Here is a 14557-nt window from a genome sequence, read left to right on the forward strand (position 1 = left end):
GATATTTATTTGTTTTTTGTCTGAATGTTTTTTATAACTTCTTCGATACCTGCACCTCGTGAAGCTTTAAAAAACACAGCATCCCCTTTTTTAAGGTTTATTTTCAAATATTTTGACAACTCGTTCTTATTTTTAAACCATATGCCATTAGATGAATCAGCAATACTTTTTGCTAATTTTCCGACTGTATAAACAACATCGGCAAGTTTATTCTTAAATATAAACTCTCCAATTTTTTCATGTTCCCTTTCCCCATAATTACCTAATTCCAGCATATCACCTAAAACCAATACTTTTCTCTTATTATAAAAGATTTTTGAGAAATTTTCAATCGCATTGTGCATTGATGTCGGATTTGCATTATAAGAATCGTTTACAACAATGACCCCATTTTCTAATTTTACCATTTCCATCCGCATTCCCTGAGGTATAAAATTTTTTAAACCATTAACAATGTCTTGAACTGAGATTTTAAGAGAAACTGCACAACCTGTTGCAGCAAGTGCATTATATACATTAAACATTCCGGGAACAGGAATTTCAACTTTGGTTATTCTATTGTCAATTTTTATATTGAAATTTGTTTTATCAGCCTTCAAAATAAAATCAGATGCCATTATATCCGATTTACTATTAATTCCAAATGTTATTTTATTACATTTTAAACTTTTAGCAGCAAGCGATATCAGCTCATCATCATTATTAACAACAGCAATATCATTTTTCCCGAGGTAATTAAAAAGTTCCATTTTAGCATTTAATATACCTCTTAACGAACCAAAATTCCCAATATGCGCAAAACCGATATTAGTAATTATTCCGCATGTCGGGTTTGCTATCTCACACAATCGTGCGATTTCACCTTTATGATTTGCTCCCATTTCAAGAACACAGTATTTATGATTTTTATTAAGTTTAAAAAGTGTAAGTGGAAGTCCTATATGATTATTAAAATTTCCTTGAGTTGATAAAACGGAGTGCTTTTGAGAAATAATAGAAGCTAATATATTTTTCGTGGTTGTTTTGCCATTAGAACCGGTTATACCGATAGTTTTTGGATTAAATATTTCTCTGTAATATTTTGCAAATTCCTGTAAAGCCAGAAGGGTGTCTTTAACTATTATAACAGGTAATTGCGGGTTTTTTCCTATTCTTTTATGTTTATCAGACATAAAATCCGGAGTTCTGGACACGACAGCTGCGATTGCTCCCTTTTTAAATATTGCATCATATATATAATCGTGACCATCATATTTTTCCCCTTTTATAGCAAAAAAAATATCGCCCTTTTCAGTTGTACGTGAATCAATAGATACACCAAAAGACCGATATTTTTTAATTGTTCCTATGATTTTTAATAATTCTATTTTTTCCATTTTTTTTATCATACCTTTCTGATAAAATACGCGATGCAACATCCTTATCATTATAAGGAATTTTTTCATCACCGATAACCTGATATTCCTCATGTCCTTTTCCTGCTATTAAAAGTATGTCGTCAATTTCACAAATTGAAATCGCTTTTCTAACAGCTTCCGCTCTATCAAGTATAACCTCATAATTTTTACATTTTATATTTTGTAATCCCACTTCTACATCAAGCGCAATTCTTTCTTGTTTTTCGAAACGAGGATTATCAGATGTTATAATCGTGTAATCAGATAAACGCCCGGAAATTTCCCCCATTAAAGGTCTCTTTGAGCGATCTCTATCACCACCACACCCGAATACAGTAATTATTCTTTTATGCTTTATTGTTTTGGCAGCATTAATAAGATTTAGCAGGGCATCAGGTGTATGTGCATAATCGATAATAACAGTAAATGGTTGTCCTTTATCAATTGTTTCAAACCTGCCGGGAACTGTTTCAAATTCTTTAATACCATTAACAATATCTTTAAAATCTACTTTTTGACTATAAGCACAACTAAAAGCGGCAAGAATATTATAAACATTATGTTGACCTACGAGTTTTGTTTCTATTCTTACTTTTTTACTTTCCAATTGAACAAAAAATTCTGTTTTATTTCTAAGAATTGTTATTTCTGTAGCTCTTATTTGTGCATCTGATTTTATTCCATAGGTAATAACATCACCTTTTGTAATATTTAATAATTCTTTGCCTGCCTCATCGTCTGTATTAATAATTGCATATTTTTTTTCTTTTGCAGATTTTGTCAAAAATTCTTCAAAAAGCAGGAATTTTGCTTTTTTATATTCATCCATCGTTTTATGATAATCCAAATGATCTTGAGTAAGATTTGTAAATATCGCCACGTCAATATCACATCCTGAAATACGATTCTGAACAAGCCCGTGTGATGATACCTCTACCACAACACCATCAGCACCGCATTGCTTCATCTTTGATAAAATTTCCTGTAAATCAGATGACTGAGGAGTTGTATTTGGAGCCGGTATCATTAAAGTATCAAATCTATAGAAAATAGTTCCTATAACTCCTAATTTTATTCCGGCAGTTTGAAATATTTTTTCTATAAGATATGAAGTCGTAGTCTTACCGTTGGTTCCGGTAATAGCGAAAAATTTCATGTTTCTTGACGGTTCATTATAAAAACGTGAAGACATTTTAGCAAGTGAATCTGAAACATTGTCAGTAAGCAGATATGTGGCGTCACCTTTTATTATTTCTTTATTATCCGTTAATATTGCAGCTGCTCCTTTTGAAATAGCATCTTTGATATATTTTTTCCCGTCATCCTTGCTGCCTTCCATAGCAGCAAAAAGGTAATTTTTTGAAACTTTACGGGAATCATACGTTATTCCTGAAATATCTTTTTCAATGTTACCTTCTATCTTAATATCCAATCCTTTTATAAGCTCAATGATTTTCATGTTTTTTTAATACCTTACTTCATGACTACTTCTCTCGTAGGTTCTATGTTTAAATATTCAAGAACTCCCAATGCAATTCTTTTGAAAACAGGAGCAGCGACAGATGATGCCCAGTAATTTTCCTTAGGTTCATCTAATACAATAAGAATCGTAATCTTCGGGTCATCTGACGGCAAAAATCCTGCAAAAAGTGAAACATATTTTGTTTTAGAATAATCTTTTAAGATTTTATCATATTTTTGTGCTGTCCCGGTTTTACCTGCAACTTTAATCCCGCTGATTTTTGCTTGTACACCGGTTCCATAATTAACTACTGACTCAAGCATACCTTTCATAATATCTGCTGTCTTTTGAGATACAACTCTTCTTATTGTAGTTGGTTCAAAAACCTGCTTTTCATTATTATCATAAAGTATTGACCTGACAATTTTGGGTTCCATTAAAACCCCGCCGTTGGCTATTACAGAAAAAGCATTAACTATCTGCAAAGCAGTTGCTGAAATTTCCTGCCCGAAAGAAATTATTTCACATGAGATTTTTGACCATTTATTAGGCGGCAGCAATATTCCGTTAATTTCACCGGTAAGCTCAACACCGGTAGCCATTCCAAACCCAAAAGACCTGGCATATTGCCATAAATTTTGTTTCCCTATTTGATGGGCAAGCTTTGCAAAACCTATATTGGATGAATAAGCAAACATCTCCTCAAATGACAAAATCCCATATTTTTCGTGGTCATGAATAGTTACATTTTTTGCAAGCTTAAATGAACCATTTTCACAAAATATTTTCTCCTTAGTAATATCCGGCTGTGTTTCTAAAGCAGCTGCGACCGGTACTATTTTAAATACGCTACCCGGTTCAAAAGTATCGCCAATAGCAGGATTTTTCAACATTTTAGAATCAATTTTTTTATTTGAATCATAAGAAGGGTAAGATGCCATTGCAAGTATTTCACCTGTTTGCGGATTTTGTATTATGCATGTCAACAGACGGGCAGAACTATCAGCGTATGCTTTTTTTAGTTCCTGTTCAACGACATGTTGTATACGATTATCAATAGTCAGCACAACTGCACGCACACTTTCTGCAGGCTTACTGTTGAATATTACTTCCCTGCCTCTACCATCTCTATTTATAACATACTTTGTTGACTTACCTACCAAAAAATCATCAAATGTGTATTCAACACCGGACAAACCGTTGTTGTCAGTACCGACTACGCCAACAACATAGTTAGCAAGTGAATTTTCAGGATAAAACCTTAATTGTTCTTCTTCGAAATATACTCCCGGAAAATTCCTTGACCTGATTTTCAGAACTTCTTCCGGCAAAAGCTTTCTTTTTATCAATGCTACATTTTTTTTCTGTTTAATCTTTGCATTTACTTCTTCTGAAGATAATCCGATACACTTGGCGAAAAGATTTATATCTAAGTCTTCTGCTTTTTTTAAATCAATATAACACGATGAACTTACCATGCTTGTTGCAAGAACACGCATTTTTCTATCGTAAATATTTCCCCTTAATGGCTGATATTTTTTAACCCTTTTGGATTGTTCAGCCACTTTCTGATTAAAGAACTTATAATCCACAATTTGTATCTGAAAAAGCCGGAAACCAATTACCAAAAATACCAGTAATGTACTCACAAAAACAGTAATAATTCTTACCCTTGTAATTTTCACTTTTCTTTGACCTCTTCTATTATGACAATATCTGATGTTTTTGGAGTTACTAAGCCCAATTTTTTTCTCGCAACCTCTTCAAGATTATTTAATGCTATTATATCCATAATCTTCATTTTAAGATATTTGTTTTCATTTGATGAAGCAGAAATCTTATCTTTAACATCACTAATCTTGTATCCTAAAATCATCGAGGCATTTCTTTGCCATACATAGAAAGAACCTAATGTAATTACAATGCCGACAATTTTAAAATAAAAACCCGTTTTTTTATTTGTTTTTACTCTCATCTCTTTTCTACAACCCGCATCTGGGCTGACCTTGCACGAGGATTATTTAATATTTCTTCATATTTTGGAAAAATTGGTTTTTTTTCAGTTAATATTATTAAATTGCTTTTTTCAGCTGCAATGAAAGCTTTTTTTAAAAGCCGATGTTCAATAGAATGAAACGATATAACAACTATCCTCCCACCCGATGCAGAAACCTTTAAAGCAGCAGAGAGACCAGCCTTTATATTTTCCAGTTCATTATTAACAGCAATTCTTATTGCCTGAAATGTTTTAGTGGCAAAATGAATCCGCCTGTGCTTATACCACGATGGTGTCGCTCTTCTTATAATATCAACCAGCTCTTTAGTTGTTTCTATTTTTTTTGTTTTCCTGAAAAGACATATTTCCTTAACTATATTTTCAGCAAACTGTTCGTCTGAAAAATCATTCAAAATAGAAATCAGCTCGCCTTCAGGATAATTGTTCAATATTTCCCCCGCAGTTAAAGCATTATCTTTATTAAACCTCATATCCAACGGGGCATCATAATTGAAACTAAACCCTTTACCCACATTCTCAATTTGCACTGAAGAAAACCCTAAATCAAAAAGTATTCCATTAACTTTTTTAATTTTATTTTTTTTTACAATAGCCTCAAGATTTGCAAAATTCTCATTAATTATTTTTACATTTTTATATTCTTCAAACTTACTTCCAGTACTCTCTATCACATCTATGTCCCAATCAATACAAAATAATTTTCCTTTACCGGAAAGTTTCTTAGCTATTTCTAACGAATGCCCTCCACTTCCAAAAGTACAATCAACATAAGTCCCATTTTCCTTTATATTCAAATATTCTACTACTTCATTGAGCATTACCGGTATATGAGATATCATAAATAGTCTCGATTACGCAGATGACACTAATGATGTCATTGCGAGCCCGCCAATGAATTGTGGCGGGCGTGGCAATCCTGACTTGTTGGGATTGCTTCCCACCACTCCCTCTACTGAATCTTTGGCGGGCAAGGAACCGTTGACCATGGAATTTATCGCAATGACATTTCTGTGTAATTTTATGTTTTAATCTGCCTGCCGTCAGGCAGGTCTGTGTAATCAGAGTTTGTCAGCTATTTTAACAATCTTATACTTCCAAAGAACTCGCATGTTTTGTAAATAATTTTTTTGCAGGTTTATCATATTTTTCCCAAAGATCCTTTGACCATATCTCTATTCTATTTGAAACACCTATTATAACAACTGCACTTTTAATTGCTGCATATTGCCGCAAATGAAAAGGCAATAGTACTCTCCCCTGAGAATCAGATTTAACTTCTGTAGCACCTGATAAAAAAACTCGTTTAAATGCCCTTTCTTCAGATTTATCTTTAAACGGCAAATTCTCCAGATGCTCTTCAAGCTTTGACCATTTCTCAAAAGGGTACACATACAGGCATCTATCAATACCTATCGTCACAATAAATACTTTATTTTTCCCTTCCCTGAATTTGGCAGGAATAAATAAACGTCCTTTTGTATCAACAGAATATTCGTATAATCCTATTAACATAAAATAGAACTCGCTTTGCTCATATACACGAATTATCACGAATTTTATCCGCTTTGGCGGACCTCACATATTTATTACGTATATTCGTGTTATATTCGTGATTTTTCTATTATTCGTGAATATTCGCGTTTATCTAATTAAACACTATCAGGTATTATTAACCACTATTCACCACTTACGCTTAGTATAAACAATTTAACTAATTTTGTCAAGTCTTTTTTGTGTTTTTTATTTTTTCTGAAAGGAAGGTATTATACGCGAACTAAAATAATCATAAATATATCCGGAAGGGGGTGTGTAAGCCGGATTTTGTTTTAAGAATCATTTCTCTAAGCCGCGAAATTACTCTCGCAGTCAAGCGGTCAACCTGAAAATAGTTACGGGACGAACAATCCCGTTTCACTAAAAGTGAATCTTTTCATATTAGACCTTGCTCCAGATGGGGTTTACCATGCCCCCGGCGTCACCGTCAGGGCGGTGTGCTCTTACCACACCTTTTCACCTTTGCCTTTTAACTTTTAGAGTTAATGAGGCCGTTTATTTTCTGTGGCACTTTCCCTATCCCGACTTATCTTCGGAACGATGACCGTTAATCATCATCCTGTTCTTTGGAGTCCGGACTTTCCTCTCCGGGTATTAATCGGAGTGATTCTTCAACCCCCTTCCGTTTCATTTATATTTAAAGCAATATTCGCAAGTTTATCTGCTTCTGTATTTCTCTCTCTTAAAATATGTTCAACTTCAATACTTTCAAAACATTTTTGTTTTTCCCTTATTTTTTTTAAAAGAATCTTTAAGTTTTCACTGTTGATTTTATATTCTCCCAAATATTGCTTAAACACTAATTCTGAATCAAGAAAAATCTTTATCTTTTTTGCACCAAGCTTCTCCGCCTCTTCGAGTGCAGTCAAAAACGCAGTATACTCGGCAACATTATTGGTCGTTTTGCCGATATATTTACTTATGTTTTTAATAATATTATGAGAATTATCATACAGAACTACACCAATTGCCGAATTGCCCGGATTACCACGTGATGCGCCATCGATGTATGCAATTAATTCATTCATACTTTTTGATATAAAATCCTGAGACAATTATTACAAACGACAATATCTTTTCCTTTTCTGACTTCGTCAATAACATGAACCGGCAAATTCCTATGGCAACCGCCACAGGTATCATTTGCTATAGGAACAACAGCAAAATCTTTTTTATTTTTTACTAAGTTTTCATAGCTACTCGCCAAATCTTTAGGTAAACCTTTTAATTTTATATCTTTTTCGCTCTTAAGCTTAGCAATATCTTCTTCATGTTTTTTTAAATCGTTTTCGTGTAATATTTTTTTATCGGAAAACTCTTTTTCTATTCTTAAATATTCATTTTGAATATTTTTTATATCCGCTGATGCTTTATCCTCATTCTCCATCATACTCAGCAAATCATCTTCTATTTTTATTTTTGCTTTTCTACAATTCTCTATTTCAGACATGAGTGCTCTATAAGCGTCGTTTGTTTTTACTGTATTTAATTCCATATTGTGCTTTCTAATTTGATCGCTAATTGAAGATATCTCTGCTTCTTTTTCTTTTTTAAGAATGATGCTTTTTGTACTTTCCTTTTTTAAATTTTCAACCTGTTCTTTCTTGTTTTTAAGAGCTTCTTTCAAACAATCTGTTTCGCTATTAATTTTTATAATACACTCGTTAACCTTATTTATTTTAGAATCAATTTCCTGTAACTCTATTAAAACAGAAAGTTTTTCGTTCATAATGTTATTTATCATTGAGATTTTAATATTTTACAATATCTAAATTCGCTAAACTGTCATACTTGGGCAATGCAGGGATTGAACCTGCGGCCCCTCCCGTGTGAGGGGAGTGCTCTCCCGCTGAGCTAATTGCCCGTAACACCTAATCTAGGGCATAAATCAAAAAGAAAACAATTATTGCAATTTGGTTTAATAGCTTTGCAAACATTTCTACCGTGCTCTATTAAAAGATTAGATATTGCAAACCATTCCTTTTTAGGAAAAAGTTTCATTAAATCCTTCTCAATCTTTTCCGGAATGATATTTTTTGAAATTGCGAGACGATATGATAATCGTTTTACATGGGTATCTACCGCAACACCTTCTATTATTCCAAAAGCGTTCCCTAAAACAATATTTGCTGTCTTCCTTGCTACACCAGGAAGAGTAAGCAGCTCCTCCATTTTATTTGGCACGATACCGTTATATTTATTTTCAATGATTTTACACGATTCTATTATATTTTTAGCTTTGTTATGATAAAAACCAGTTGACCTTATCTCCTGCTCAAAAACTTTTAAATCAGCATTAGCATAATCAGAACTTGTTTTATATTTTTTGAATATTTCCGATGTAACTATATTAACCCTTTTATCTGTACATTGAGCCGAGAGAATTGTCGCTACAAGAATTTCAACGGGATTTGAAAAAATCAATGCTGTCTTCTTCACATTTGGATATTGTTTTTTTAAGCGTCTTATTATTTCATCTATTTCTAACTTTTTATTTTTCACTTTTCTTTTTTATTATATTGGGCCCTGAGGGACTTGAACCCCCGACCCGCTGATTATGAGTCAGCTGCTCTAACCAACTGAGCTAAGGGCCCAAAAGACAGTTCCCACTACTGATTCATCAGTGGGTCCGCCGAAGAACCAATGGCGGAAATAGTTTAGAGTTCATAGCCAACAAAACTAAATTTTTTAGAATTATTACTCTCTTGTTACATTCTGCTAACTATGAACTACGAACTATTAACTATAAACTAGCTTGTTATTATATAAAAAACCTGCAAATTGTCAAGGTTTTAGAAAATTTATCAAGGCTATTTATTCCATATAATCTGTGAGATTCTTAGAACGTGACGGATGTTTCATTTTTCTTATTGCTTTTGCTTCAATTTGACGTACACGTTCACGGGTAATTTTAAATATTTTCCCGACATCTTCCAATGTTAATGGATATCCATACCCGATTCCGAATCTCAAACGAATAATCTCTGCTTCCCGTTCACTAAGCGTTAACAATACATTCTCTATTTCCTTATATCTAAAATCAGAATGCATATTTTTTTCCGGTGTTCTATGCCTCTTATCTTCTATAAAATCTTCAAGACGAGAATCTTCATCATCACCGACAGGCATAGATAGTGAAAGCGGTTCCTGAATAATTCTCAGAAGTGTTCTTATTTTTTCAGAAGACATCTTTAAATATCTTGAATATTCTTCTACGGTTGGTTCACATCCAAAATCCTGGCGATGCTTTCTTGAATATTTGTAAAGCTTAGATACCATTTCCTTCATATGAACAGGAATCCTTATAGTCCGGGACTGATCGGCAAGCGCTCTGTTTATAGATTGCCTTATCCACCAGGTTGCATAAGTTGAAAATTTGAACCCCTTTTTATATTCAAATTTCTCAACTGCTTTTATCAATCCTAAATTCCCTTCTTGTATTAAATCCAAAAGTGATAATGACGGAGCATACATATGTTTTTTTGCTATTGAAACTACCAGCCTTAAATTTGCTTTTATTAGTTTTGCTTTTTCTAATAGCAATACTCTCTTTAGCTGTCTTATCTTAAAAGCGGAAGCTTCAATATCTTCAAGCGGAATGTTTAAGCTTTTATGCATTTTGTTTAATCTCTGCAAAGCACTGTTTACTTCCTCTAACGTTTTGTTAAATTTTGGAAATTCATATTTTGTCATTTTGAAAAATTTATCTTTCGTAATTTTCTTCTTTTTTGCCTGTCTGTAAATACGTTTCGAATCAGCAAAAGTTATTTTGCTTTTCTTGTAAATCTGATTGACAATATTTTTATTAATCGTTATCCTGTCCGCATATACCAATATTTTCGCTTCAAGTTTATTGAATTTTTCTTCATTTAAATTAAGTCCTATAATTTTTTTAATTATGTCTTTTTTGTATTCTGTAATTTTATTTCCATAAATCCCCTTTTTAATAGGATTTTTTTTATTATTCTTCATCAACTGTTTAGCTTTACTAATTTTTGATTGAATTTTATCAATATATTTTGATGCCTCTATCATTCTTTTTTGCATATTTCTTAACGTTGTGTCGGTTTTTTTACCACGGGGCATAAATTCTCTCGGTGAAGCAACACTGGTAGAAATAAGAACTTCCCAATTCTTTATTTCTTTAAATGATATTGGTGAATCTAAAACTGTCATTTTAAGTTCTTTGCTTTTTTCCCAAATACTTTTGGTTAGTTCTAATTCCTCTTTTCTCTGCAAAAGCGAGGATTTTCCCATTTCACTAAGATACATTCTAATCGGGTCTTCCATCTTTAATTTTATTGATTCCTCATCTTCAGAAATGTCTACTTGTTTATCGTGAATTTCTTCCGGTTGCTTTTCTAATATATTAATGCCCATATCATTTAATGTTATAAAAAAGTCATCCATTTCTGTCACACTCATATCTACAATAGACAGATGATCGCAAATTTCGTCGAAAGTGAGAAAACCAGTTTGTCTTCCCTGCTGAATTAAATTCCTTACTTCTTTTTCACCAATCATTTCTTTGACCCCTTTAATTTTTTCGATATTTCCATAAATTCGGTTAGATCTTTGACTTTAATTTGTTCTAATGATTTTTTTTGACGCTTACACAGCACAGCATCTCTATATGATTTTACAAATTTTTCAGGACTAGCAATGTTAGAATCACTTATTAATATTTGCGATATCAAAGATGGACCGGCTAAATCAATAAGTTCTGCCGGTGTAATAGAGATATAGCCATTTTTTCTCTTTTCTATAAGCAAATTAAGTATTTTTCTTACCTCGATATTACCAAAATCATCAATAATATTATCCGCAGCCTGAATTATATCGGAAATATAATCTATTAATTTAATATTATTAATGAGGACTGAAATCAAGTTGCGTTCCACTATACTAATATTATTTATTAAAACTACATCTTTTGAGTCAGTACTGTTTTTATATTGTTTATATTGTTTTATTTTTGACATTTCGGAGTTTAGTATCTCTTCTTTTATGCTAAGCCGCTCCGAAAGTGTCTTAAGATACTCGGATTTTACAATTTCATTAGGAACTTTTGAAATCACCGGTAACACTAATTTAGATAAATCTCTTTTACCTTCTATCGTTTTGATATCGTATAAATTTGATTTTTCATCCACAAGAAAATTTACATATGATTTGGCATTATGAAAAATATCTTTTAACTTATCTTCTCCATTAGCTAAAAGTATCTCATCGCTGTCCTTACCGTCCGGCAGCATTGCTATTTTCACATATAAATCACTAGCCAATAAAATCTCACAAGATCTTAACGCAGATGAACGGCCTGCCATATCCGGATCATATGCTATTATAACATTATCTGAATATCTTTTCAAAATTGATGAATGCTGCGAAGTAAAAGCTGTGCCAAGAGTAGCTACGGTATTGGTAAGTCCAAACTGATGACACATTATTACATCTATATATCCTTCCAATATTACTACAGAATTTGCATCTTTAATTGACTTGCCTGCAAAATTTAATCCGTAAAGAATCCCACTTTTAGAATAAACCGTTGTTTCAGGCGAGTTAAGATATTTTGGTTGATTATCGTTATCAAAAACCCTGCCGCCAAAAGCGACAATTCTTCCTGTAATATCAAAAATGGGGAATATAATTCTATTGTAAAAAAAATCTTTTCCGTGAGAACCTAAACCTGTTTTATAATATATGTCAGGAGAATATCCCCTTTTAACAATCTCATTAAACAGTGTTTTCGATGAAGCGGGAGAATAACCAAGCCTATATTTTTTTATACTTTCGTCGCTAATTCCCCGTTTTTTTAACCAATTCTTTACTGCATTACTTTCAGCAAGCATTTTCTGATAAAAAACACCTGCTTCTTCTAATATTTTATAAATTATCTCCCGTTCTTTTAACTGTTTATCGTCTTCATATAAATTCTCTTTTATTTCAATGCCACATTTTTTGGCAAATTTTCTGATTGCCTCAGGATATGTCAATCCCTCCATTTTCATCACAAAACTTATTGCATTACCACCGGCATTACAACCAAAACAATGAAAAATCTGCTTTTCCGGACTAACATGAAAAGAAGGAGTCTTTTCATTATGAAACGGACAACGCGCTTTAAAATTTCTACCGGACTTTGTGAGACGTATCGATTCGCCAATAACTTCAACAATATCAATAGAATTTAGAATATTCTGAATTGTTGTTTCTGGAATAGACATATATACTGCGATCCTAACTTAATAATTACTGACAAAAATATCTGTTTTATGATAAATGAAACTTTTTACTTTACCTGAAATAACAAAAGTAAAAAGTAAAAATAAAATCATTTAGTGGGTTTTTTAGATTTGATTCAAATTCAGTCGTTATGTTTTATTCGTCGGAAACCTGAACAGGGGATAAAATCAATCTGGCCGAACTTATTTTCAACTTTATCAAAAAGCAGGTTTAATCCAAGAGTATCGCTTGATATATGTCCCGCAACAACCACATTGACATTAGATTCTTCCGCTTTTTTTATATGTTCGTCCGACATGTGCATTGCAACAATTGTTCCTACACCTGCTATAGAAAGTTTCCCTAAAAACTCAACTGAACCTTCAGTACCGCCGGTCATATCCACAAAAACCTTACCGGCACGATTATCTTCACAACCAACAAGTATTTTTGGACCGATTGTCTCAGTTATCGAATTCTTATATTCAGGTATAGTTTTTAACGTTTTCATTACGTCTGAAACCAGATATGGTTTTGTAGAATCAAACTTCTCTTGAAGATACTTAGTAACATGATTGTCCGCAACCGTATGTATGCACATAAAGGGTACACCTATAAGTTTAGTTGCATCCACAGTTCTTGTATGATTTAACGGCATTACTCTACGGGAAACCTCTTTCATCCTTTTAGATAAAAGCCCTTCTGCAACATTTATTGGCACTCCAAACTTTTCGAGAATATCTGCCTGCATACCCATAACTTCATAAAAATTTGCATAAGCTTGCCCTGAAGGATGATGAGTTAAAATCAAATCAATTTTACGACCTGATTTTTTTAAATGTTCGGATAGAAGGACTTCGGCAACATCAATATCAATTCCGGTAAGAATAGATTTTATTTCCTCGTTACCGTTTCCGTTCAATATTCTTGTATCTTTATATGGATTTTTTAATTTCTCCTTGTCATACTCAGATTTTTTTTCCTCATCAAGTTTGTCATATTTCTGTTTATCTATATTTAACCGTTTTTTTACTACCTCAACACCCCGCGGATCAGATAAAACACCCTCTTCTACAATAAATTCATAGAACTCTCTTAATTTCAATCCGTTACCCTCCGAAAAACAATCCACTACATCCACTGCAATCGGGTTGTCTTTACTTTAATTACCTGAAAAACACTCTTTTCCGGATTTTTCTTCTTGCTTCTTCTGATTTACGTTTTCTTTTTATAGAAGGAGTCTCATAAAATTCACGTTTTTTTATTTCAGCAAGAATACCGTCTCTTTCGCATTCTCTTTTGAATCTTCTTAACGCTTCTTCAATAGATTCGCCTTCTCGTATCTTTACATTAGCCAATTTTAACACCACCTTTCTGTTTAAATAGGGCTTTAAAATTTTTGCCCTTTATTACATTTATTAAAAACTATATTTTACGGATTAAACTTAACAAAAATATCTATATAAACATTAAATTCAAACTTTAATATCAAACATTAATACCGAACATTTTATCCCGGAGGCCAACTAAAGTTTCTACCGCCTAATAAATGCCAGTGAATATGAAACACAGACTGTCCGGCGTCAGAATTGGTGTTTAACACCAACCTGTAACCCTTTTTATCTACACTATTTTTTTTTGCAAGTTCTTTAACAAGAAAATGAACATCAGCAATAATACTGCTGTCTGTTTTAACAATATCATTTAAGGTTGGAATATGTTTTTTGGGAATTACCAACACATGAAAAGGTGCTTGCTGATTAATATCTTGTATAGCAATTAAAGTATCTGTTTCAGCTATCACTTTTGCAGGAACTTTCTTTTCAATAATACTGCAAAACAAACAATCAGACATCTTATATTTATAAAGAATTTTCCCTGTTTTGTCAAGTACTTTAT

General features: G+C 32.6%; 14 protein-coding genes, 2 tRNA genes and 1 other RNA gene. All 17 read right to left on the bottom strand.

Features of this window, described 5'->3' with window-relative positions:
- Positions 1-5: 5 nt before the first annotated feature.
- Positions 6-1388 carry a UDP-N-acetylmuramoyl-tripeptide--D-alanyl-D-alanine ligase gene (locus tag PHE88_00075; protein MDD5686218.1) on the bottom strand — a complete coding sequence of 461 codons (1383 nt, stop codon included), beginning with the start codon at positions 1386-1388 and terminating at the stop codon, positions 6-8.
- On the bottom strand, positions 1336-2856 hold the full coding sequence (locus PHE88_00080; GenBank protein MDD5686219.1) for a UDP-N-acetylmuramoyl-L-alanyl-D-glutamate--2,6-diaminopimelate ligase: 1521 nt from the start codon (positions 2854-2856) through the stop codon (positions 1336-1338). Before PHE88_00080 ends, PHE88_00075 begins: the two co-directional genes overlap by 53 nt.
- Positions 2857-2870: 14 nt before the next feature.
- Positions 2871-4544 carry a penicillin-binding protein 2 gene (locus PHE88_00085; GenBank protein MDD5686220.1) on the bottom strand — a complete coding sequence of 558 codons (1674 nt, stop codon included), beginning with the start codon at positions 4542-4544 and terminating at the stop codon, positions 2871-2873.
- Entirely contained in the window at positions 4541-4834 is a 294-nt protein-coding gene (locus PHE88_00090) for a hypothetical protein (protein MDD5686221.1), read from the bottom strand. Before PHE88_00090 ends, PHE88_00085 begins: the two co-directional genes overlap by 4 nt.
- Positions 4831-5715 (bottom strand): 16S rRNA (cytosine(1402)-N(4))-methyltransferase RsmH, encoded by an 885-nt coding sequence (rsmH, locus tag PHE88_00095; protein MDD5686222.1) that lies wholly within the window; start codon positions 5713-5715, stop codon positions 4831-4833. The genes PHE88_00090 and rsmH overlap by 4 nt, the downstream gene beginning before the upstream one ends.
- 247 nt (positions 5716-5962) lie before the next feature.
- A complete protein-coding gene (mraZ, locus tag PHE88_00100; GenBank protein MDD5686223.1) occupies positions 5963-6388 on the bottom strand; it encodes a division/cell wall cluster transcriptional repressor MraZ in 426 nt (141 codons plus the stop codon).
- Positions 6389-6670: 282 nt separating this feature from the next.
- An RNA gene (gene rnpB / locus PHE88_00105) (RNase P RNA component class A) lies at positions 6671-7053 on the bottom strand.
- On the bottom strand, positions 7042-7458 hold the full coding sequence (locus PHE88_00110) for a ribonuclease HI family protein (GenBank protein ID MDD5686224.1): 417 nt from the start codon (positions 7456-7458) through the stop codon (positions 7042-7044). The genes rnpB and PHE88_00110 overlap by 12 nt, the downstream gene beginning before the upstream one ends.
- Positions 7455-8174, bottom strand: coding sequence for a C4-type zinc ribbon domain-containing protein (locus tag PHE88_00115; protein MDD5686225.1), 720 nt, complete (start codon positions 8172-8174; stop codon positions 7455-7457). The genes PHE88_00110 and PHE88_00115 overlap by 4 nt, the downstream gene beginning before the upstream one ends.
- Before the next feature lie 48 nt (positions 8175-8222).
- Positions 8223-8294, bottom strand: a tRNA-Val gene (locus PHE88_00120).
- On the bottom strand, positions 8285-8932 hold the full coding sequence (gene nth, locus PHE88_00125; protein ID MDD5686226.1) for an endonuclease III: 648 nt from the start codon (positions 8930-8932) through the stop codon (positions 8285-8287). The genes PHE88_00120 and nth overlap by 10 nt, the downstream gene beginning before the upstream one ends.
- Positions 8933-8950: 18 nt before the next feature.
- Positions 8951-9024, bottom strand: a tRNA-Ile gene (locus PHE88_00130).
- Between the two features lie 220 nt (positions 9025-9244).
- Positions 9245-10954, bottom strand: coding sequence for a sigma-70 family RNA polymerase sigma factor (locus PHE88_00135; protein ID MDD5686227.1), 1710 nt, complete (start codon positions 10952-10954; stop codon positions 9245-9247).
- Positions 10951-12660 carry a DNA primase gene (gene dnaG / locus PHE88_00140; GenBank protein MDD5686228.1) on the bottom strand — a complete coding sequence of 570 codons (1710 nt, stop codon included), beginning with the start codon at positions 12658-12660 and terminating at the stop codon, positions 10951-10953. The genes PHE88_00135 and dnaG overlap by 4 nt, the downstream gene beginning before the upstream one ends.
- A gap of 140 nt (positions 12661-12800) precedes the next feature.
- Positions 12801-13790 (bottom strand): NGG1p interacting factor NIF3, encoded by a 990-nt coding sequence (locus tag PHE88_00145; protein MDD5686229.1) that lies wholly within the window; start codon positions 13788-13790, stop codon positions 12801-12803.
- 34 nt (positions 13791-13824) lie between these two features.
- Positions 13825-14016 (bottom strand): 30S ribosomal protein S21, encoded by a 192-nt coding sequence (rpsU, locus tag PHE88_00150; protein ID MDD5686230.1) that lies wholly within the window; start codon positions 14014-14016, stop codon positions 13825-13827.
- A gap of 152 nt (positions 14017-14168) precedes the next feature.
- Positions 14169-14513: a histidine triad nucleotide-binding protein gene (locus PHE88_00155; GenBank protein MDD5686231.1), complete on the bottom strand. Its 345-nt coding sequence runs from the start codon at positions 14511-14513 to the stop codon at positions 14169-14171.
- Positions 14514-14557 lie beyond the last annotated feature (44 nt).

The sequence above is a fragment of the Elusimicrobiota bacterium genome (assembly GCA_028718185.1).
Lineage (GTDB): Bacteria > Elusimicrobiota > UBA8919 > UBA8919 > UBA8919 > JAQUMH01.

Bases quoted from the DNA above. Each gene is read 5' to 3' on its own strand.
- PHE88_00075 (MDD5686218.1), bottom strand. From the start codon at position 1,388: ATGATAAAAAAAATGGAAAAAATAGAATTATTAAAAATCATAGGAACA.
- PHE88_00080 (MDD5686219.1), bottom strand. From the start codon at position 2,856: ATGAAAATCATTGAGCTTATAAAAGGATTGGATATTAAGATAGAAGGT.
- PHE88_00090 (MDD5686221.1), bottom strand. From the start codon at position 4,834: ATGAGAGTAAAAACAAATAAAAAAACGGGTTTTTATTTTAAAATTGTC.
- rsmH (MDD5686222.1), bottom strand. From the start codon at position 5,715: ATGATATCTCATATACCGGTAATGCTCAATGAAGTAGTAGAATATTTG.
- mraZ (MDD5686223.1), bottom strand. From the start codon at position 6,388: ATGTTAATAGGATTATACGAATATTCTGTTGATACAAAAGGACGTTTA.
- PHE88_00110 (MDD5686224.1), bottom strand. From the start codon at position 7,458: ATGAATGAATTAATTGCATACATCGATGGCGCATCACGTGGTAATCCG.
- PHE88_00115 (MDD5686225.1), bottom strand. From the start codon at position 8,174: ATGATAAATAACATTATGAACGAAAAACTTTCTGTTTTAATAGAGTTA.
- PHE88_00135 (MDD5686227.1), bottom strand. From the start codon at position 10,954: ATGATTGGTGAAAAAGAAGTAAGGAATTTAATTCAGCAGGGAAGACAA.
- dnaG (MDD5686228.1), bottom strand. From the start codon at position 12,660: ATGTCTATTCCAGAAACAACAATTCAGAATATTCTAAATTCTATTGAT.
- PHE88_00155 (MDD5686231.1), bottom strand. From the start codon at position 14,513: ATGTCTGATTGTTTGTTTTGCAGTATTATTGAAAAGAAAGTTCCTGCA.